We start from the raw sequence: 17,894 nt of genomic DNA, 5'->3' as shown, positions 1-17,894 counted from the left end.
ATCGTGGTACCGACGTGCCGCGCATCTTGAACACGAAAGTTTCGACTTGTGAGTGACACACAGCAGGGCGGGGCGGTCGCGACGAGCGCGCCCCCGTCCGTCGACGACGGCCTGACCCCGGCCGCGCTCGCCGAGAAGTACGGGCTCTCGGTCAGCGGCGCCAGGCCCGGACTGTTCGAGTACGTCCGCGAGCTGTGGAGCCGCCGCCACTTCATCCTGGCCTTCTCCTCGGCGAAGCTGACCGCCCAGTACAGCCAGGCCAAGCTGGGCCAGGTGTGGCAGGTGGCGACCCCGCTGCTGAACGCCCTGGTCTACTACCTGATCTTCGGCCTCATCCTGGACGCCGGCCGCGGCATGACCAAGGACGTCTACATCCCGTTCCTGGTCACGGGCATCTTCGTGTTCACGTTCACCCAGAGCTCGGTCATGGCCGGCGTCCGGGCGATCTCCGGGAACCTGGGCCTGGTCCGGGCCCTGCACTTCCCCCGGGCCACGCTCCCCATCTCGTTCTCGCTCCAGCAGCTCCAGCAGCTGCTGTTCTCGATGATCGTCCTCGTGGCCATCGCGATCGCCTTCGGCAGCTACCCGTCGGCCCGCTGGCTGCTGCTGCTCCCGGCACTGTTCCTGCAGTTCGTGTTCAACGTCGGCCTCGCCATGATCATGGCGAGGATGGGCTCCAAGACGCCCGACCTCGCCCAGCTGATGCCGTTCGTGATGCGGACCTGGATGTACGCGTCCGGCGTGATGTTCTCGATCCAGACGATGCTCGCCGACAAGCCGGCCTGGATCGCCGACATCCTCATGTACAACCCGGCGGCCATCTACATGGACCTCATCCGGTTCGCGCTGATCGACGGCTACGGCGCCGAGAACCTGCCGGCGCACGTCTGGATGACCGCGCTCGGCTGGGCCCTGGTCTTCGGCATCGGCGGCTTCATCTACTTCTGGAAGGCCGAGGAGAGGTACGGCCGTGGCTGACACCGACACGAACACCCAGCGGTCCGACGTTCCCACCGTCATCTGCGACGACGTCCACATCGTCTACCGGGTCAACACCGGTGGCGGCGGCAAGGGCAGCGCCACCGCGGCGCTCAGCCGGATCGTCGGCCGCGGCAAGGCCGAGGTCAGCCGGGGCGTCCGCAAGGTCCACGCGGTCCGCGGCGTCACCTTCACGGCCTACCGCGGCGAGGCCATCGGCCTCATCGGCTCCAACGGCTCCGGCAAGTCCACGCTCCTGCGCGCCGTCGCCGGGCTGCTCCCCACCGAGAGCGGCAAGGTCTACACGGACGGTCAGCCCTCGCTCCTGGGCGTCAACGCGGCCCTCATGAACGACCTCACCGGTGAGCGCAACGTGATCCTGGGCGGCCTCGCCATGGGCATGAGCCGCGAGGAGGTGCGCTCGCGCTACGAGGGCATCGTCGACTTCTCCGGCATCAACGAGAAGGGCGACTTCATCAGCCTGCCCATGCGCACGTACTCCTCCGGCATGGGCGCCCGGCTCCGCTTCGCCATCGCGGCCGCCAAGAACCACGACGTCCTCCTCATCGACGAGGCGCTGGCGACCGGTGACCGCAAGTTCCAGATCCGCTCGGAGGAGCGCATCCGCGAGCTCCGCAAGGAGGCCGGCACGGTCTTCCTGGTGAGCCACAGCAACAAGTCCATCCGGGACACCTGCGACCGGGTGCTCTGGCTGGAGAAGGGCCAGCTCCTGATGGACGGGCCCACGGACGAGGTCCTCAGGGCGTACGAGCGGGAGACCGCCCGCTGACCCCGAGCCCCGCGGTTCGATATCGCCCCCGCCCTTTCCGGCGGGGGCGATTCCGTTTTCCGGTGGGGCTGGTTCCGGTTTCCGCGCGTCGTGCCGCCACCTGGAATGTTCATGCTGGCAACATCGGGCAGGATGAACCCATGGCAGCGATCTCGGGGGGAAAGACCTACCACCACGGCGATCTGCGCAACGCGCTGATCTGCGCCGCCGTCGACCTCGCCACCGAGGGCGGCCCCGAACGGGTCGTCCTGCGCGAGGCGGCCCGCCGGGTGGGCGTCTCGCCCACCGCCGCCTACCGGCACTTCGACGGACGCGGCGAACTCCTCCGCACGGTCAGGACCCACGCCCAGCGCGTGCTCGCCGACGCCATGGAACGGGCCGCGGGCCGCGAGCCCGGGGCCGACGACCCCGCCCTCGCGGCGGAGCGCCGGCTCGCCGCCCTCTGCCGGGGGTACGTCGGCTTCGCCGTCGACCAGCCCGGCCTCTACCGGGCCGCGTTCTGCGTGCCCCGCCCGGACGGAACGGCCGGGCCGATGCCGGATCGGCAGGTTCCCGAGCCCGAGATCCGCGCCTTCACCCTGCTCCGGGACGCCCTGGAGGGCCTCACCCGCGTCGGCGCCCCGCGCCCGGCCGTCCACCCCGCCGCCGGTGCCGCAGCGTGGTCGGCCGTCCACGGATTGTCACTTCTGCTGCTCGACGGGCCTCTTCGGTGCCTTCCCGCGCAGCGCAGGAACGCCGTCGTCGAGACCACCCTCGCCATGGTCGTCTCCGGCACGCGCGCCCTCTGACCTCCACGGGAAGCCGAACTCCCTTGCGGTGCCGGAGGGTTGACGACACGTACGAGTGAGGTCCGCGGCGCCCGGCACCCCGGAATGGCGATGGCCGTCGTACAACGTAAGCTGGACCGGTCTGTTTCGCGGCAAGTAGGGCGATACCCCACGACCATCGGGCCTCCGGGCGACGGCTCTACGGGCAGGGGTCGGCGGCGTGTCCGAAATAGGATGGATTGACTCGGCAGTGTAGAACGGGAGACGTGACGGCCATGACGCAGAATCTCCAGCTCCACGAGGGTCTCGCCGTCCCTCCGTCGGGCAGTGACCTGTGACGGACACCCGGCAGGCGCGCACCGACGCCTCCTCGCGCACCACCCTCGGCAAGGCCGCGGACGAGAACTTCCCCGTGGCCCCGTTCTTCCTGCCCCGGGCCTGGCGCGACGACCTGATGGCGGTCTACGGCTTCGCCCGCCTCGTCGACGACATCGGCGACGGCGACCTCGCCCCCGGCGGAGCCGACGCCCGCCACCTCGGTCTCGACCCGGAGACGGCGCAGGACCGGCTCGCCTTCCTCGACGCCTTCGAGGCCGACCTCCACCGCGTCTTCGACGGCACCCCCCGCCATCCCCTCCTCCAGGGCCTCCAGCCGACCGTGCGCCGGTGCGGGCTCACCACCGAGCCGTTCCTCGGCCTGATCGCCGCCAACCGCCAGGACCAGCAGGTCGGCCGCTACGAGACGTACGACGACCTCCTCGCGTACTGCGAGCTCTCCGCCAACCCCGTCGGGCGGCTCGTCCTCGCCATCACCGGCACCGACACCCCCGAACGCGTCAGGCGCTCCGACGAGATCTGCACCGCCCTCCAGATCGTCGAGCACCTCCAGGACGTCGCCGAGGACTTCGGCAACGACCGCGTCTACCTCCCCGCCGAGGACCTCAAGCGGTTCCACGTCACCGAGAGCGACCTCGCCCGGCCCACCGCCGGCGCCTCCGTCCGCGCCCTGATCGCCTTCGAGGCCGGGCGGGCCCGCGACCTGCTCCACGCGGGCGCCCCGCTCGTCGGCAGCGTCCACGGCCGGCTCCGTCTCCTCCTGGCGGGCTTCACCGCCGGGGGACTCGCGGCGCTCGACGCGATCACCGACGCCGGATACGACGTGCTGACCGGCCCACCGAAGGCCACCAAGCCGAGCCTGATGCGCCAGGTGGGAGCGGTTCTGCTCCGGGCGCGGAGAGAGGGGTGAGCGCGACCGTGGAGGCACAGCCCCAGCAGTCCGCACCGGTCCTGGCCGCCTACAGCTACTGCGAGGCGGTCACCGGACAGCAGGCCCGGAACTTCGCCTACGGAATCCGGCTGCTGCCGACCGAGAAGCGCCAGGCGATGTCCGCGCTGTACGCGTTCTCCCGGCGCGTCGACGACATCGGCGACGGCACCCTCGCGCCCGAGGCCAAGCGGGAACGCCTGGAGACCACCCGCGAGCTGCTCGACCGGATCCGTGCCGGGAAGATCGACGAGGACGACACCGACCCGGTCGCCGTCGCCCTCGCCGACTCGGCCCGCCGTTTCCCGATCCCGCTCGGCGGCCTCGACGAACTCATCGACGGCGTCCTCATGGACGTGCACGGCGCGACCTACGAGACCTGGGACGACCTCAAGGTCTACTGCCGCTGCGTCGCCGGGGCGATCGGCCGGATCTCCCTCGGCGTCTTCGGCACCCAGCCCGGTGCCCCGGGCGCCGACCGCGCCCCCGAGTACGCCGACACCCTGGGTCTCGCGCTCCAACTCACCAACATCCTCAGGGACGTACGCGAGGACGCCGGGAACGGGCGGACCTATCTGCCCGCCGACGACCTCGCCAAGTTCGGCTGCGGTGACGGCTTCGGCAGCGAGAAGCCGCCCGCCGGCGCCGACTTCGCCGGGCTCGTCCACTTCGAAGTGCGGCGCGCCCGCGCCCTGTTCGCCGAGGGCTACCGGCTGCTGCCCATGCTCGACCGGCGCAGCGGCGCCTGTGTCGCCGCCATGGCCGGCATCTACCGCCGTCTCCTCGACCGGATCGAACGCGACCCCGAGGCCGTGCTGCGAGGCCGCGTCTCGCTGCCGGGCCGGGAGAAGGCGTACGTCGCGGTGCGCGGCCTCTCCGGCCTGGACACCCGCACCGTCGCCCGGCGCACCGTCAGGAGGCGTGCCTGATGCCTCCGTACACCGCCGTCCCCGCCCGCCGGGCAACCCAAGGAACCGCACCGGCGTCCCTGCCGTGGGCGGCCCGGGTCATGACGACCCCGCCCGCGCCGACCCTGACCGCCACGACCCTCACCGCCACGATCCGAAGGGAGGCCGTGTGACCCACGAAGGAACCGGGCAGCACACCCGGCAGCCGCAGGCCGTCGTCGTCGGCGGCGGGCTCGCCGGCATCACCGCCGCCCTCCAGCTCGCCGAAGCCGGCGTCGGCGTCACCCTCCTGGAGGGCAGGCCCCGGCTCGGCGGCCTCGCCTTCTCCTTCCGCCGGGGCGACCTCACCGTCGACAACGGCCAGCACGTCTACCTGCGCTGCTGCACCGCCTACCGCTGGTTCCTCGACCGGGTCGACGCCGCCCGGCTCGCCCCCCTCCAGGACCGCCTCGACGTCCCCGTCCTCGACGTCGCGCACCCGCGCGGGCCGAGGCTCGGCCGGATCCGCCGCGACGACCTCCCCGTACCGCTGCATCTGGCACGCAGCCTCGCGACCTACCCGCACCTCTCGCTCGCCGAGCGCGCCTCCGTCGGCCGGGCCGCGCTCGCCCTGCGGAAGCTCGACCCCGCCGACCCCGCGCTCGACGGCATCGACTTCGCCACCTGGCTCGGCCGGCACGGCCAGTCCCCGCGGACCGTCGACGCCCTCTGGGACCTGGTCGGCATCCCCACCCTCAACGCCCCCGCCCCGCAGGCCTCCATGGGACTGGCCGCGATGGTCTTCAAGACCGGACTCCTCTCCGAGCCCGGTGCCGCCGACATCGGCTGGGCCCACGTCCCGCTCGGCGAACTCCACGACACCCGGGCCGCGAAGGAGCTCGACGCCCTCGGCGTGCGCACCGCGCTCCGTACCAAGGCCGAGCGGATCTCCCGTACCGACGACGGGCGTTGGGCCGTCGACGTACCCGGCGAGACGCTCGTCGCGGACACCGTCGTCCTCGCCGTACCGCAGCAGGAGACCCACGGCCTGCTGCCCGAGGGCGCCCTCGACGACCCCGACCGGCTGCTCGACATCGCCACCGCGCCCATCCTCAACCTGCACGTGATCTACGACCGCAAGGTGCTGAAGCGGCCGTTCTTCACCGCGCTCGGCTCCCCGGTGCAGTGGGTCTTCGACCGCACGGACTCCTCCGGGCTCACCGGCGGGGGCCAGTACCTCGCCGTCTCCCAGTCCGCCGCCCAGGACGAGATCGACGAGCCCGTCGCCGCCCTGCGCGCGAAGTACCTTCCCGAGCTGGAGCGGCTGCTGCCCGCCGCGCGCGGCGCCGGGATCCGCGACTTCTTCGTCACCAGGGAGCGGACGGCCACGTTCGCCCCCACCCCGGGCGTCGGCCGGCTACGCCCCGGCGCCCGCACCCAGGCACCGGGGCTCTTCCTGGCCGGGGCCTGGACCGCCACCGGCTGGCCCGCGACCATGGAGGGTGCCGTCCGCAGTGGTTTCAGCGCCGCGGGTGCCGCGCTCTCCGCCCTCGGCCGCCGCCATGACCATCCGCTGCAGGAGGCGGCATGAGTGTGATTACCGGAACAAGAGGAGAGACCGTGCCGACTGTGCCGCCGGGTAATCCGGCCGTCGACACCGCGGACGTGTCCGCACTGCTGGAGCGGGGGCGGACTCTGTCCACCCCCGTACTGCGGGCGGCCGTCGACCGCCTCGCGCCGCCCATGGACACCGTGGCCGCCTACCACTTCGGCTGGATCGACGCGCAGGGCAACCCCACGGAGGGGGACAGCGGCAAGGCCGTCCGCCCCGCGCTCGCCCTGCTGTCGGCCGAGGCCGCGGGCGTCGCCCCCGAGGTGGGGATCCCCGGTGCCGTCGCCGTGGAACTCGTCCACAACTTCTCGCTGCTGCACGACGACCTGATGGACGGGGACGAGCAGCGCCGCCACCGCGACACCGTGTGGAAGGTGCACGGCCCCGCGCAGGCCATCCTGGTCGGCGACGCCCTGTTCGCCCTGGCCAACGAGATCCTGCTGGAGCTCGGCACGGTGGAGGCCGGCCGGGCGACCCGCCGGCTCACCACCGCGAGCCGCAAGCTCATCGACGGCCAGGCCCAGGACATCTCCTACGAGCACCGCGAGCGGGTCACCGTCGAGGAGTGCCTGGAGATGGAGGGCAACAAGACGGGCGCCCTGCTCGCCTGCGCGGTCTCCATCGGCGCCGTCCTCGGCGGGGCCGACGACCGCACCGCCGACAAGCTGGAGGAGTACGGGTACCACCTCGGGCTCGCCTTCCAGGCCGTCGACGACCTGCTCGGCATCTGGGGCGACCCGGAGGCCACCGGCAAGCAGACCTGGAGCGATCTGCGCCAGCGCAAGAAGTCCCTGCCGGTCGTCGCGGCCCTCGCCGCCGGCGGCCCCGCGTCCGAGCGGCTCGGCGAACTGCTCGCCGCGGACGCCAAGTCCAATGACTTCGACACCTTCTCCGAGGAGGAGTTCGCCACCCGCGCGGCCCTCATCGAGGAGGCCGGAGGGCGCGAGTGGACCTCCCAGGAGGCCCGCCGCCAGCACACGATCGCCATCGAGGCACTCGACGAGGTGGACATGCCCGCCCGGGTGCGGGCGCAGCTCGTGGCGCTGGCCGACTTCGTGGTCGTACGGAAGAGATGATCACCATCACCCTGATATGAGTTCGCGGTCGCCGGCCGGTGCCACCCGGCGCCGGCCGACGGCAGACCCGTAGAAGCAGAAGTAACCGACTGCGCAAAGGGGAAGCCATGACAGCGACGACCGACGGAAGCGCCGGGGCCGTGGGCCCCCGGGCAGCCGCGGCCAGCACGACGAACGAGCCCCGGCCCGGTGGTGCCGCCGCGCCGGGGCCCGGCGGGACCGCCCCGCCGGACGCCTCCGGCCTCGACGGGGCCGCCGCGCGGGCGGCGGAACGGGCCGCCGGACACCTCCTCGCCCGGCAGGACCCCGAGGGCTGGTGGAAGGGCGACCTGGAGACCAACGTCACCATGGACGCCGAGGACCTCCTCCTCCGCCAGTTCCTGGGCATCCTCGACGCCGACACCACGCACGCCGCGGCCCTCCACATCCGCCGCGAACAGCGCGAGGACGGCGCCTGGGCGACCTTCTACGGCGGGCCGGGCGACCTCTCCGCCACCGTCGAGGCCTATGTGGCCCTGCGGCTCGCCGGGGACCCGCCCGAGGCCCCGCACATGGCCCGGGCCTCCGCCTGGGTCCGCGCCGCCGGCGGTATCGCCGCCGCCCGGGTCTTCACCAGGATCTGGCTCGCCCTCTTCGGCTGGTGGCGCTGGGAGGACCTGCCCGAGCTGCCCCCGGAACTGCTCTTCCTGCCCAAGTGGTTCCCCCTCAACATCTACGACTTCGGCTGCTGGGCCCGCCAGACCATCGTGCCGCTCACCGTGGTCTCCGCGAAGCGTCCGGTTCGCCCCGCGCCCTTCCCGCTCGACGAGCTGCACACCGACCCCGCCCGCCCGAACCCGCCCACGCCGCTCGCTCCGGCCACCGGCTGGGACGGGCTCTTCCAGCGCCTCGACAAGGCACTGCACCTCTACCACCGGGTGGCGCCGCGCGCCCTGCGCAGGACCGCGATGAACCAGGCCGCGCGCTGGATCATCGAGCGCCAGGAGAACGACGGCTGCTGGGGCGGCATCCAGCCGCCCGCCGTCTACTCGGTCATCGCCCTCCACCTCCTCGGCTACGACCTCCAGCACCCCGTCATGCGCGCCGGACTCGCGTCGCTCGACCGGTTCGCCGTGTGGCGCGAGGACGGCTCGCGGATGATCGAGGCCTGCCAGTCGCCCGTCTGGGACACCTGCCTCGCCACCATCGCGCTCGCCGACGCCGGGCTCGCACCCGACCACCCGGCCCTGGTGAAGGCCGTCGACTGGATGCTCGACGAGGAGATCACCAGGACCGGGGACTGGGCCGTACGGCGGCCCGGACTGCCCCCGGGCGGCTGGGCGTTCGAGTTCCACAACGACAACTACCCCGACATCGACGACACCGCCGAGGTGCTCCTCGCCTTCCGCAGGGTCAGGCACCCCGACCCGGCTCGGCTGGAGGCGGCCGTCGCCCGGGGCGCGCGGTGGACGCTCGGGATGCAGTCGAAGGGCGGCGCCTGGGGCGCCTTCGACGCCGACAACACCAGCGCCCTCCCCAACAAGCTGCCGTTCTGCGACTTCGGCGAGGTCATCGACCCGCCCTCCGCGGACGTCACCGCCCATGTGGTGGAGATGCTCGCCTTCGAGGGACTGGCCCAGGACCCCCGTACCCGCAGGGGAATCGAGTGGCTGCTCGCCGCGCAGGAGCCGAACGGCGCCTGGTTCGGCCGCTGGGGCGTCAACCACGTGTACGGCACGGGCTCGGTGCTCCCCGCGCTCACCGCGGCCGGGCTGCCCGTCTCCCATCCGGCGATCCGCCGGTCGGTCCGCTGGCTCGGGTCCGTCCAGAACGAGGACGGCGGCTGGGGCGAGGACCTCCGCTCGTACCACGACGAGGAGTGGATCGGGCGCGGTGCCTCCACCGCCTCCCAGACCGCCTGGGCGCTGATCGCCCTCCTCGCGGCCGGCGAGCGGGACTCCGAAGCCGTCCGGCGGGGCGTCGCCTGGCTGGCCGAGACGCAGCGCGAGGACGGCTCCTGGGACGAGCCGTACTTCACGGGCACCGGCTTCCCCTGGGACTTCTCGATCAACTACCACCTCTACCGTCAGGTCTTCCCGCTCACGGCGCTCGGACGCTACGTGTACGGGGAGCCCTCGCCCGGCAAGGCCCGCTGATGGGGCGCGAGCCGGGCCCCGGCGCCCCATCGCCGCTGCTGATCGCCTGCGCCCTCGGCATCGAGCAGCTCGCCCTGCGCAGCGGGGACCGGGCCGGCGCCCCCGGGCCCGTCACCGTGCTCCGTACGGGCATGGGGCCCGACCGGGCCCGCAGGGCCGTCTCCCGGGCCCTCGGCGCGCACGGATGGCAGGACGCCGCCGTCATCGCCTCCGGCTTCTGCGCGGGGCTCGCCCCCGGGATGCACCCGGGGGACCTGATCGTCGCCGACGAGACCCGCGGTCCCGACGGCACGATCTCCTGCACCGGTACCGATCTGCTGGTGAAGGCCCTGGTCAGGGCCGTTCCCGGGCGGGCCGTCCACACCGGGCCGCTGACCGGCTCCGACCACGTGGTGCGCGGCCCCGAGCGGGCCGCGCTGCGCGCCACCGGCGCCATCGCCGTCGACATGGAGTCCGCCGCGACGCTCGGGACGGCCCGCGGCGGTCCGGGGCCGGACGCGCGCCCGGTTGCGGCCGTCCGGGTGGTCGTGGACGCTCCAGAACATGAACTGGTCCGGATCGGCACGGTACGCGGGGGAATATCGGCCTTCCGTGTTCTTCGTGCCGTCCTTCCCGCATTCTTCGAATGGCACCGTTCTTTGCTGCTCCCCAGGAGGTGAGCGAGTTATGGCCATGCCGCTCCGTCAGTCCATCCGGGTCGGGACCTATCTCTTCGAACAGAAGCTCCGCAAGCGTGAGAAGTTCCCGCTGATCGTCGAGCTGGAGCCGCTGTTCGCCTGCAACCTCAAGTGCGAGGGCTGCGGAAAGATCCAGCACCCGGCAGGTGTCCTCAAGCAGCGCATGCCGGTCGCCCAGGCGGTCGGTGCCGTCCTCGAGTCCGGCGCCCCCATGGTGTCCATCGCGGGCGGCGAGCCCCTGATGCACCCCCAGATCGACGAGATCGTGCGCCAGTTGGTGGCCAAGCGGAAGTACGTCTTCCTCTGCACCAACGCGATGCTGCTGCGCAAGAAGCTGGAGAACTTCACGCCCTCGCCGTACTTCGCCTTCGCCGTGCACATCGACGGCCTGCGCGAGCGGCACGACGAATCCGTCGCCAAGGAAGGCGTGTTCGACGAGGCGGTGGCGGCCATCAAGGAGGCCAAGCGGCGCGGTTTCCGCGTCACCACCAATTCGACCTTCTTCAACACCGACACCCCGCAGACCATCATCGAGGTGCTCAATTACCTCAACGACGACCTCCAGGTCGACGAGATGATGATCTCTCCCGCGTACGCGTACGAGAAGGCCCCCGACCAGGAGCACTTCCTCGGCGTCGAGCAGACCCGAGAGCTCTTCAAGAAGGCCTTCGCGGGCGGGAACCGGCGCCGCTGGCGGCTCAACCACTCGCCGCTCTTCCTGGACTTCCTGGAAGGAAAGGCGGACTTCCCGTGCACCGCCTGGGCCATTCCGAACTATTCGCTCTTCGGCTGGCAGCGACCCTGCTATCTGATGAGCGACGGATACGTCCCCACGTACCGCGAACTCATCGAGGAGACGGACTGGGACAAGTACGGCCGCGGCAAGGACCCGCGCTGCGCCAACTGCATGGCGCACTGCGGCTACGAGCCCACCGCCGTTCTCGCCACCATGGGTTCCCTCAAGGAATCCCTGCGCGCGATCAGGGAGACCGTCTCCGGGAACAACGGGTGAGCGACCGCGAAAGGGTGACCGCCCATGAAGCCGGTGATCGCCCGTGGAACGGGTGAGCGACCAGGGAGCGGGTGAACGACCGTGAAGGGTGAGTTCGACCTGCGGGCGCTGCTCGCCGAGCGCGGCGGCGAGCGGTACGAGCTGCACGCCCGCCATCTCAACCACCAGCTGCCGCGCATGCTCCACACCATCGGATTCGACAAGGTGTACGAGCGGGCCGAGGGGGCCCACTTCTGGGACGCCGACGGGGTCGACCACCTCGACATGCTCGCCGGCTTCGGCGTGATGGGCCTCGGACGGCACCACCCCGTCGTCCGCAAGGCCCTCCACGACGTCCTGGACGCCCAGCTCGCCGACCTCACCCGCTTCGACTGCCAGCCGCTGCCCGGACTCCTCGCCGAGCGGCTGCTCGCCCACAGCCCGCACCTCGACCGGGTCTTCTTCGGCAACAGCGGCACGGAGGCCGTGGAGACCGCCCTCAAGTTCGCCCGGTACGCCACCGGGCGGCCCAGGGTCCTCTACTGCACCCACGCCTTCCACGGGCTCACCACCGGCTCCCTCTCCGTCAACGGCGAGAACGGCTTCCGGGACGGCTTCGCCCCGCTGCTGCCCGACACGGCGATCGGGCTCGGCGACCTCGACGCCCTGGAGCGGGAGCTGTGCAAGGGAGACGTGGCCGCCTTCGTCGTCGAACCCATCCAGGGCAAGGGCGTCCACGAGTCCCCGCCGGGCTTCCTGCGCGCCGCCCAGGAACTGCTGCACCGGCACGGGGCGCTGCTCATCGCCGACGAGGTGCAGACCGGCCTCGGCAGGACCGGCGACTTCTACGCGTACCAGCACGAGGACGGCGTCGAACCCGACCTGGTCTGTGTCGCCAAGGCGCTCTCCGGCGGCTACGTGCCGGTCGGCGCCACCCTCGGCAAGGACTGGATCTTCAAGAAGGTCTACTCGTCGATGGACCGGGTCCTGGTCCACTCGGCGAGCTTCGGATCGAACGCGCAGGCCATGGCGGCCGGGCTCGCCGTCCTCGCGGTCATGGAGGACGAGGGGACGGTCGCGCACGCCCGCCGGATCGGCGATCTGCTCTCCGGGCGGCTGAAGGAGCTCGTGCCCCGGTACGAGCTGCTCCACGAGATCCGCGGGCGCGGGCTGATGATCGGGATCGAGTTCGGCCGCCCCTCCTCGCTGGGGCTGCGCGGCCGCTGGACCATGCTCCAGGCGGCCCGTAAGGGCCTCTTCGCCCAGATGGTCGTCGTCCCGCTGCTCCAGCGGCACCAGATCCTCACCCAGGTCTCCGGGGACCAGCTGGAGGTGATCAAGCTGATCCCGCCGTTGGTCATCGACGAGGCGGACGTGGACCGGTTCGTCACCGCCTTCACCGCGGTCATGGACGACGCCCACGGGGGCGGCGGGCTGATGTGGGACTTCGGTAAGACCCTGGTGAAACAGGCGGTCGCCCAGCGCTGACCGCTGACCGCCGAACGTACGACCCCGGGTTTTGCCTCTGAGGCAAGAAACTTGCCTCAGAGGCACGATCCTGGCGGAATGGACGCATGGACCACGTCCCCGGGGAAGCCTCCCCGGACCCCGTCACCCCGGCTCCCGGTGCCCCTGGCACCGTCGGCCCCGACGTCCTGCCCGACGTCGCCCCGCAGCTGCGGGCCCTGCGCCGCCGCCGGGCACTCACCCTGGAGGCCGCCGCCCAGCGGGCCGGCCTCTCGCCGGCCCACCTCTCGCGTCTGGAGACGGGGAACCGGCAGCCCTCGCTCCCGATGCTGCTGGCCCTCGCCCGTATCTACGGTACGACGGTCTCCGAGCTCCTCGGCGAGACGCCTCCCGAGCGCGATCCCGTCGTCCGTGCCGGGCGCTCCGAACCCGTCGAGGCCGACGGCTGGATCTACCGCCAGGCGGGCGGTGCCGGGCGGGCCCTGCAGTGTCTGCGGGTCCACGTGCCGTACGCCACCCGGGGTGACATCGTGCGCGTCCACGCCGGCGAGGAGTGGATCCACGTCCTGGAGGGCCGGGTGCGGCTCGCGCTCGGCGAGGCCGTCCACGTCCTCGATCCCGGGGACAGCGCGCACTTCGACTCGCTGACCCCGCACCGGATCGGGGCGGCGACCCCCGGCGGGGCCGAGCTGCTCTTCGTCCACACCCTGATGCAGAGCCCCGTCGCCGAGCTGTGTCTCGGCGACGGAACTCCGCACCGTCGCTGATCCCGCGCATTTCCTTCGACAGAAAAGGACCGAGATGTCCGAGAAGTCACGAGCTGTCACCGGCGAGGAGCGAGGCGAGGGCAAGTTCCCCAAGGGTCTCGTCCTGCGCCTCTTCGCCTACCTGATCGCCGGCCACCTCTTCGCCGGCTTCCTCTACCTGCTCTTCATGCTCGGCGGGCAGAACCAGTAGGTCCTGGTCACGCCTCCGTGAGCAGCCGCTCGCGCAGTCGCTCACGGGTCTCCGGGGACAGCTTCAGGCCCTTCGAGAGGTAGGCGTCCACCGAGCCCCAGGTCGCCTCGATCGTCTCGAAGGCGCCCCGCAGATACTCCACCCGCGCGTCGAACAGCGGGCTCAGCAGCTCCATCACCTCGGGCGACATCGCGTCCGGGGCGGTGGAGCTGCGGCGTACCTTGTAGCGGCGGTGCGGGTCGTTCGACTTCACGTAGTCGGCCTCGATCGCCTCCCGCTCGACCCCGAGGGCCAGCAGGGTGATCGCGATGGACAGCCCGGCGCGGTCCTTGCCGGCCGCGCAGTGCATCAGGGCGGGGAGGCTGTCCTCGGCCAGCGCGTGCAGGACCCGGCTGTGCTCCGTGGTCCGCTCGACCACCATCTTCCTGTACGAGTCGGACATTCGGGTCGCGGCCTTGCCGTCGCCGAGGATGCCCCGCAGCTGCTCGATGTCGCCGTCGCGGACCAGCTTCCAGAACTCCTTTCCGTCGGCGGGGTCGTTGAGGGGTATGTTCACGTTCCGTACACCCGGAAGATCGACGTCCGGGCCCTCGACATGCCGGTCGGCGAGGTTCCGGAAGTCGAAGACGGTGTGCAGGCCGAGCGAGTCGAGGAAGGCGATGTCCTCCTCGGTGGCGTGGGCGAGGTGGCCGCTGCGGTAGAGGCGGCCGGGGTGCACGGCACGCCCGTCCGTCGTCGGCAGGCCGCCCACGTCCCGGAAGTTGCGGACCTCGGCCAGCTCGGGTTCGTTCGCTTCGATGGGCGGGACCTGCGGCAGCTGCTGCGTCACGGATGCTCCTGGTGGTCGACGTTCGGGTGCCCGACGCGAGATCGGTTCCAGGGGCAATCATCCAGGTGGGGCCGCGATGGTGCACCCCCCAGGACGGGAATGGGTGATCTGTCCGAATTGAGGCCTTGCGTATAACGCGACCTGTTTACAGGCGAGATGGGCTTCGACGCGTGAGCAGGGTCATAGAAGTGACGGATCGTGGCCGACGGGCCCGAGCAATTGCCGTACGTAAAACGGAAATCGAGGGTCCGTCATCCACGGAGGGTGACCGGAATTCCGGGTGAAAGGCCGTAGCCGGAAAGCCGGGAGAAATCATTGGCTTGTTCGCGCCGACCCCGCTCGTCTAGCGTCACCGTCAATCCGGTCGGACCGCCGAATCCTGCCACCGTCCGGAATTCCACTCATCCCATGCGTGGCAGGAGCGGGGGACCCAGGAAGTACGCCGGTCCCGCGACGCAGGACGGCTCGGGGTGAAGCCGCGTGAGAGCGCGGCCGGACATCTCCAGTCCGAACCCGACAGCTCACCTCGTAGGCGCCGGAGAGGAATTCGCCATGCCCGCGAAGGGTAAGCACCGCCGCATCAAGTCCAACCGCCTCACCCGCGGAATCGCCGCCGCCGGTACGGGAGGCGCCGTCGTCGCCCTCCCGCTCCTCGGTGCCACCGGCGCCCACGCCGCCGAGCAGGCCGCCCCGGCCGCCGCTCCCGGCCAGGCCGTCAGCGCCGCCGCCCAGGTGAAGGCCCCCGCCGTCGCCAAGGCGGCGCCCGCCGCCGCGAAGGCCGCTCCCAAGACGTACTCCGTCGTGCGGGGCGACTACCTGTCGAAGATCGCCGCCGAGCACCACCTCACCGGTGGCTGGCAGAAGCTGTACGCGGACAACCGTCAGGTCGTCGGCGAGAACCCCTCGCTCATCCTGCCCGGTATGAAGCTCACCCTCGGCGCCAAGAGCACCGCCAAGGCCGCCGCGCCGAAGAGCGCCGCGCCCAAGGCCGCCGCCAAGAGCTCCGAGAAGAACGGCGACACCTCGCGCGCCTCCCGGAGCAGCGAGCGCTCGGCCGCCCCGGCCGCGAGCGCCCCGGCCGCGGACACGTCCACCGCGAAGACCGCGCAGTCCTCCGGCGCCGCGACCTCCGCCTCCGGCTGGTTCGCCCCGGTCAACGGCGGCATGTCCACCCCGTACCGCGCCGCCGGCTCCATGTGGTCCTCCGGCTACCACACCGGTGTCGACTTCATGGCCTCCACCGGCACGACGATCGTCGCGGTCGGCCCCGGCACCGTCTACTCCGCCGGCGACGGCGGCGCGTACGGCAACCAGGTCGTCATCCAGCACGCCGACGGCACCTTCTCGCAGTACGCCCACCTCTCCTCGATCTCCGTCTCCGCCGGCCAGACCGTGAGCGGCGGCGAGCAGATCGGCCTCTCCGGCGCGACCGGCAACGTCACCGGCCCGCACCTGCACTTCGAGATCCGCACCGGGCCGGACTACGGCTCCGACATCGACCCGATCGCCGCCCTTCGTCAGCACGGTGTGAACATCTGACGCTCCGTCGCCACCGGCGTCACCGGTCGTCGCCCCGAGGCCCGGCACACATGTGCCGGGCCTCCGGCGTGTTCCCGGTCTATTCCGGCTTGGCAAATTCTTTATCGGTGGCATATATCACCCGACGTCAACCCCTCCTTACGGTCGCGTAGGTCACATCCGAAGGGGAAGGATGTGCTCCCGTGGCAGACGATTCGAGATCAAGAGACAAGAACGCATTCGGGTCGTACGCGGCGATCGGTGACAGCTTCACCGAGGGCGTCGGAGACCCCGGGCCCGACGGGACGTACGTCGGCTGGGCGGACCGCTTCGCGGTGCTGCTCGCCGACCAGCTGCCGGAGCACGACGCCTTCCGCTACGCCAACCTGGCCGTACGCGGGCGCCTCCTCGACCAGATCGTGGCGGAACAGGTCCCCCGGGCGAAGGAACTCGCCCCCGACCTGGTGACCTTCTGCGCCGGCGGAAACGACATCATCCGCCCCGGCACCGACCCCGACGAGGTCGCCGAGCGCTTCGAGCGCGCCGTCGCCGAACTCACCTCCGCCGTCGGCACCGTGATGGTGACCACCGGCTTCGACACGCGCGGCGTCACGCTCCTCAAGCACCTGCGCGGCAAGATCGCCACCTACAACGGGCACGTCCGGGCCATCGCGGACCGCTACGGCTGCCCGGTCCTCGACCTCTGGTCCCTGAAGTCCGTGCAGGACCGGCGGGCCTGGGACGACGACCGGCTGCACCTCTCGTCCGACGGCCACACCCGGGTCGCCCTGCGCGCCGCCCAGGTCCTCGGCATCCCCGTGCCCGCCGACCCGGACCAGGCGTGGCCGCCGGTACCCCCGCGCGGCACGCTCGAAGTACGCCGGGACGACATCCACTGGGCCAGGGAGTACCTCGTGCCCTGGATCGGCCGCCGGCTGCGCGGCGAGAGCTCCGGCGACCACGTCGAGGCGAAGCGCCCCGACCTCATGCCCCTGTAGTTCCGGGGAGCGCCGGCGGGTGCACGACGGCGGGGATCCGCTCCAGGACCCCGCCGGCGAACACGTCGTACAGCGGCAGCGTCTCCAGATGGACGTAGCCGATGTGACAGTCGCAGACGGCGAGGGGGCAGGCCCGGGGGCGCAGGGCGGCGCGGTACGAGCCGTCGTACAGGTTCCCCAGCTCGGCCTTGACGAAATGGCAGCGCCGTACCGTCCCCTCGCCGTCCACCGAGATCACCGACTCCCCGGTCCGGCACGGCAGCCCCGCCGAGCGGTGCGGATGACGGCTGTACGGGAAGAGCGGGTCGATCCGCGTCCACTCCGCTGCCTCCGCGTCGGTGTACGTGTGGCCCTCCGCGGCGTTCACCCAGAGGTAGACGTGCGCCGGCAGCGCGGTCCGCAGCCGCCGGGCGTGTTCCGCGTGCTCGGGAAGCCCGACGACGCCCACGCTGAAGCGGACGCCCCGCTCCGCCAGCTCCCCGCACTTGGCGAGGAAGCGCTCGTACGGCGTCTGCCCCGGGTGGTACGTGCACCACAGCGCCACGCTCTCCGGGTCCGCCTCCGCCAGCCAGTCGGTCCGGCAGCTGAGATTCGTCTGGATCGCCACCCGCTCCACGTGGGGGAGCCGGGACAGCTCGACCAGCGCCCGCCGGTACCAGGAGCGGACCAGGCCCTCGCCCCACGGGGTGAAGAGGACGCGCAGCCGGTCCCCGGTCTGCCCGGCGGCCCACCCGGTGAACCGTTCGAGCGCCGCCCGGTCCGCGCGCAGCTGCTCCCTGCTGTCCCGGCGCTTGGCGAACGGGCAGTACGGACAGTCGAAGTCGCAGGAGGAGAGCGGCCCGCGGTAGAGCAGGGTCAGGTCCATGCCCGTGGCCGGGACCGGGGACGGTCCCGGGCCCGCGCCCGTGGCCGGGATCGGCGACGGTGTCAGGTCCCTGCCCGTACCTG

18 protein-coding genes and 1 riboswitch are annotated in these 17,894 nt (G+C 71.7%); of the genes, 16 read left to right on the top strand and 2 right to left on the bottom strand.

All coding sequences use genetic code 11. The features are described 5' to 3' along the window. The first annotated feature begins 48 nt into the window (after window positions 1–48). The 14 genes from ACIP8Z_RS11925 to ACIP8Z_RS11860 all read left to right on the top strand — a co-directional run bounded on the left by ACIP8Z_RS11925 (window position 49) and on the right by ACIP8Z_RS11860 (window position 13,601). Window positions 49–978 (top strand): ABC transporter permease, encoded by a 930-nt coding sequence (locus ACIP8Z_RS11925; RefSeq protein WP_402081898.1) that lies wholly within the window; start codon window positions 49–51, stop codon window positions 976–978. Beyond that, window positions 971–1,768 carry an ABC transporter ATP-binding protein gene (locus tag ACIP8Z_RS11920; protein WP_319313581.1) on the top strand — a complete coding sequence of 266 codons (798 nt, stop codon included), beginning with the start codon at window positions 971–973 and terminating at the stop codon, window positions 1,766–1,768. The genes ACIP8Z_RS11925 and ACIP8Z_RS11920 overlap by 8 nt, the downstream gene beginning before the upstream one ends. 140 nt (window positions 1,769–1,908) lie before the next feature. After that, window positions 1,909–2,556, top strand: a complete 648-nt coding sequence (locus ACIP8Z_RS11915; protein ID WP_402081895.1) for a TetR/AcrR family transcriptional regulator — start codon at window positions 1,909–1,911, stop codon at window positions 2,554–2,556. A gap of 313 nt (window positions 2,557–2,869) precedes the next feature. Next, window positions 2,870–3,781: a squalene synthase HpnC gene (hpnC, locus tag ACIP8Z_RS11910; protein WP_402081892.1), complete on the top strand. Its 912-nt coding sequence runs from the start codon at window positions 2,870–2,872 to the stop codon at window positions 3,779–3,781. Continuing rightward, the gene (gene hpnD, locus ACIP8Z_RS11905) at window positions 3,778–4,728 is read left to right on the top strand and encodes a presqualene diphosphate synthase HpnD (RefSeq protein WP_402081889.1); all 951 of its coding nucleotides are present in this window, start codon (window positions 3,778–3,780) and stop codon (window positions 4,726–4,728) included. The genes hpnC and hpnD overlap by 4 nt, the downstream gene beginning before the upstream one ends. Further along, window positions 4,728–4,880 carry a hypothetical protein gene (locus ACIP8Z_RS11900; RefSeq protein WP_402081887.1) on the top strand — a complete coding sequence of 51 codons (153 nt, stop codon included), beginning with the start codon at window positions 4,728–4,730 and terminating at the stop codon, window positions 4,878–4,880. Before hpnD ends, ACIP8Z_RS11900 begins: the two co-directional genes overlap by 1 nt. Further along, window positions 4,877–6,277 carry a hydroxysqualene dehydroxylase HpnE gene (gene hpnE, locus ACIP8Z_RS11895; protein ID WP_402081884.1) on the top strand — a complete coding sequence of 467 codons (1,401 nt, stop codon included), beginning with the start codon at window positions 4,877–4,879 and terminating at the stop codon, window positions 6,275–6,277. The genes ACIP8Z_RS11900 and hpnE overlap by 4 nt, the downstream gene beginning before the upstream one ends. Next, the gene (locus ACIP8Z_RS11890; protein WP_319313591.1) at window positions 6,274–7,374 is read left to right on the top strand and encodes a polyprenyl synthetase family protein; all 1,101 of its coding nucleotides are present in this window, start codon (window positions 6,274–6,276) and stop codon (window positions 7,372–7,374) included. The genes hpnE and ACIP8Z_RS11890 overlap by 4 nt, the downstream gene beginning before the upstream one ends. A 107-nt stretch (window positions 7,375–7,481) precedes the next feature. After that, window positions 7,482–9,509 carry a squalene--hopene cyclase gene (shc, locus tag ACIP8Z_RS11885; protein WP_402081882.1) on the top strand — a complete coding sequence of 676 codons (2,028 nt, stop codon included), beginning with the start codon at window positions 7,482–7,484 and terminating at the stop codon, window positions 9,507–9,509. Beyond that, window positions 9,509–10,168 carry a 1-hydroxy-2-methyl-2-butenyl 4-diphosphate reductase gene (locus ACIP8Z_RS11880; RefSeq protein ID WP_402081879.1) on the top strand — a complete coding sequence of 220 codons (660 nt, stop codon included), beginning with the start codon at window positions 9,509–9,511 and terminating at the stop codon, window positions 10,166–10,168. The genes shc and ACIP8Z_RS11880 overlap by 1 nt, the downstream gene beginning before the upstream one ends. 7 nt (window positions 10,169–10,175) lie before the next feature. After that, on the top strand, window positions 10,176–11,198 hold the full coding sequence (gene hpnH, locus ACIP8Z_RS11875; RefSeq protein ID WP_402081876.1) for an adenosyl-hopene transferase HpnH: 1,023 nt from the start codon (window positions 10,176–10,178) through the stop codon (window positions 11,196–11,198). Window positions 11,199–11,279: 81 nt separating this feature from the next. Next, window positions 11,280–12,665, top strand: a complete 1,386-nt coding sequence (locus tag ACIP8Z_RS11870; RefSeq protein ID WP_402081873.1) for an aspartate aminotransferase family protein — start codon at window positions 11,280–11,282, stop codon at window positions 12,663–12,665. Between the two features lie 86 nt (window positions 12,666–12,751). Next, window positions 12,752–13,411 (top strand): helix-turn-helix domain-containing protein, encoded by a 660-nt coding sequence (locus ACIP8Z_RS11865; protein ID WP_402081870.1) that lies wholly within the window; start codon window positions 12,752–12,754, stop codon window positions 13,409–13,411. 34 nt (window positions 13,412–13,445) lie between these two features. Then, window positions 13,446–13,601, top strand: a complete 156-nt coding sequence (locus tag ACIP8Z_RS11860) for a DUF6126 family protein (RefSeq protein ID WP_198955821.1) — start codon at window positions 13,446–13,448, stop codon at window positions 13,599–13,601. Window positions 13,602–13,608: 7 nt separating this feature from the next. Here ACIP8Z_RS11860 and ACIP8Z_RS11855 read toward each other — a convergent pair whose 3' ends face one another. Further along, entirely contained in the window at window positions 13,609–14,430 is an 822-nt protein-coding gene (locus ACIP8Z_RS11855) for a tyrosine-protein phosphatase (RefSeq protein ID WP_402081867.1), read from the bottom strand. A gap of 360 nt (window positions 14,431–14,790) precedes the next feature. Next, window positions 14,791–14,978: riboswitch (cyclic di-AMP (ydaO/yuaA leader) on the top strand. Window positions 14,979–14,982: 4 nt separating this feature from the next. Between ACIP8Z_RS11855 and ACIP8Z_RS11850 the strand changes: the two genes are divergently transcribed. Next, window positions 14,983–15,969 carry a peptidoglycan DD-metalloendopeptidase family protein gene (locus ACIP8Z_RS11850; RefSeq protein WP_402081865.1) on the top strand — a complete coding sequence of 329 codons (987 nt, stop codon included), beginning with the start codon at window positions 14,983–14,985 and terminating at the stop codon, window positions 15,967–15,969. A 182-nt stretch (window positions 15,970–16,151) separates the two neighbouring features. Beyond that, window positions 16,152–16,946 carry an SGNH/GDSL hydrolase family protein gene (locus ACIP8Z_RS11845; protein WP_402081862.1) on the top strand — a complete coding sequence of 265 codons (795 nt, stop codon included), beginning with the start codon at window positions 16,152–16,154 and terminating at the stop codon, window positions 16,944–16,946. On the opposite strand, the gene ACIP8Z_RS11840 is transcribed toward ACIP8Z_RS11845, so the two are convergent. Next, window positions 16,933–17,811, bottom strand: coding sequence for an STM4011 family radical SAM protein (locus ACIP8Z_RS11840; RefSeq protein ID WP_402081860.1), 879 nt, complete (start codon window positions 17,809–17,811; stop codon window positions 16,933–16,935). The two genes, ACIP8Z_RS11845 and ACIP8Z_RS11840, sit on opposite strands and share 14 nt — an antisense overlap. Window positions 17,812–17,894 lie beyond the last annotated feature (83 nt).

It is taken from the genome of Streptomyces sp. NPDC088553 (genome assembly GCF_044752965.1).
Classification (GTDB): Bacteria; Actinomycetota; Actinomycetes; order Streptomycetales; family Streptomycetaceae; genus Streptomyces.
The sequence above is the reverse complement of the archived record's forward strand: the minus strand, read 5'-3'. Positions and strand labels throughout refer to the sequence as shown.

Coding starts and splice junctions, on each gene's coding strand:
- ACIP8Z_RS11890 (WP_319313591.1), top strand. CDS start 6,274: ATGAGTGTGATTACCGGAACAAGAGGAGAGACCGTGCCGACTGTGCCG.
- ACIP8Z_RS11900 (WP_402081887.1), top strand. CDS start 4,728: ATGCCTCCGTACACCGCCGTCCCCGCCCGCCGGGCAACCCAAGGAACC.
- ACIP8Z_RS11860 (WP_198955821.1), top strand. CDS start 13,446: ATGTCCGAGAAGTCACGAGCTGTCACCGGCGAGGAGCGAGGCGAGGGC.
- ACIP8Z_RS11840 (WP_402081860.1), bottom strand. CDS start 17,811: ATGGACCTGACCCTGCTCTACCGCGGGCCGCTCTCCTCCTGCGACTTC.
- ACIP8Z_RS11850 (WP_402081865.1), top strand. CDS start 14,983: ATGCCCGCGAAGGGTAAGCACCGCCGCATCAAGTCCAACCGCCTCACC.
- ACIP8Z_RS11865 (WP_402081870.1), top strand. CDS start 12,752: ATGGACCACGTCCCCGGGGAAGCCTCCCCGGACCCCGTCACCCCGGCT.
- hpnH (WP_402081876.1), top strand. CDS start 10,176: ATGGCCATGCCGCTCCGTCAGTCCATCCGGGTCGGGACCTATCTCTTC.
- shc (WP_402081882.1), top strand. CDS start 7,482: ATGACAGCGACGACCGACGGAAGCGCCGGGGCCGTGGGCCCCCGGGCA.
- ACIP8Z_RS11880 (WP_402081879.1), top strand. CDS start 9,509: ATGGGGCGCGAGCCGGGCCCCGGCGCCCCATCGCCGCTGCTGATCGCC.
- ACIP8Z_RS11915 (WP_402081895.1), top strand. CDS start 1,909: ATGGCAGCGATCTCGGGGGGAAAGACCTACCACCACGGCGATCTGCGC.